The 1,403-nt window shown below is 70.3% G+C and carries 1 protein-coding gene; it reads left to right on the top strand.

Annotated elements, in window-relative coordinates:
- Positions 1-265: 265 nt before the first annotated feature.
- Positions 266-1,403, top strand: a 1,138-nt coding sequence (locus ACFU99_RS43690) for an IS110 family transposase (protein ID WP_384404348.1), incomplete at its 3' end; no start/stop codon positions are given.

Consider the following 1,403-nt stretch of genomic DNA (forward strand, 5'->3'; position numbering starts at 1 on the left):
GCCCCGTTATGTTTTTCGCGGTCCTGCAATGGGGCCGCTGGCCTCCGGGCCCGGCATGACTGTTGCCCCCTGTCGAACCCATGACCTGGGGGGTGGTGTCACCGGGTCCGGGAGGTGTCCGTCGGAGACGCTGATCAGAGGTCCGGCCACCGTCCGGTCCGGCGCAATGCCGGGCAGAACGCGGGCGGCAGGTCTGCATAACGTGGATGCGCGAGCACGACACCCGAGCCGAGGCCGGCACCGTCGACACCCTTGGAAGGGCACGATGTTCGAGATCGAAGACGTGGGCGTGTTCCTCGGCCTGGACGTCGGCAAGACCGCCCACCATGGCCACGGGCTGACCCCGGCCGGGAAGAAGGTCTTCGACAAACCGCTCCCCAACAGCGAACCGAAACTGCGGGCCGTCTTCGACAAGCTGACCGCGAAGTTCGCCACCGTCCTGCTGGTCGTGGACCAGCCCGCCTCCATCGGCGCCCTGCCCCTGACCGTCGCGCGAGATGCGGGCTGCAAGGTCGCCTACCTGCCCGGCCTGGCCATGCGGCGGATCGCCGACCTCTACCCGGGCGAGGCCAAGACCGACGCCAAGGACGCGGCCGTGATCGCGGACGCCGCCCGCACCATGCCCCACACCCTGCGCTCCCTGGAACTGACCGACGAGATCACCGCCGAACTCACCGTCCTGACCGGCTTCGACCAGGACCTCGCCGCCGAGGCCACCCGCACCTCCAACCGCATACGCGGCCTGCTCACCCAGTTCCACCCCAGCCTCGAACGTGTCCTGGGCCCGCGCCTGGACCACCCCGCGGTGACCTGGCTGCTGGAACGCCACGGATCCCCGGCCGCCCTGCGCAAAGCCGGACGCCGCAAGCTCGTCGAGGTCATCCGGCCCAAAGCGCCCAGGATGGCCGGCCGCCTGATCGACGAGGTCTTCGACGCACTCGACGAACAGACCGTCGTCGTGCCCGGCACCGGCACCCTCGACATCGTCGTGCCCTCCCTGGCCGCCTCGCTCGCCGCCGTCCACACCCAGCGCCGGGCGATGGAAGCCCAGATCAGCACCCTGCTGGAGGCCCACCCTCTTTCCCCGGTCCTGACCTCGATGCCCGGCGTCGGCGTCAGGACCGCCGCCGTCCTGCTGGTCACCGTCGGCGACGGCACCAGCTTCCCCACCGCCGCCCACCTCGCCTCCTACGCCGGCCTCGCCCCCACCACCAGACAGTCCGGCACCTCCATCCACGGCGAACACGCACCCCGAGGCGGCAACCGGCAGCTCAAACGCGCCATGTTCCTCTCCGCCTTCGCCTGCATGAACGCCGACCCCGCCTCCCGCACCTACTACGACAAACAACGAGCCCGCGGCAAAACCCACACCCAAGCCCTCCTCCGCCTCGCCCGCCAACGCA

This window comes from Streptomyces sp. NPDC057654 (genome assembly GCF_042800135.1).
Taxonomy (GTDB): Bacteria; Actinomycetota; Actinomycetes; order Streptomycetales; family Streptomycetaceae; genus Streptomyces.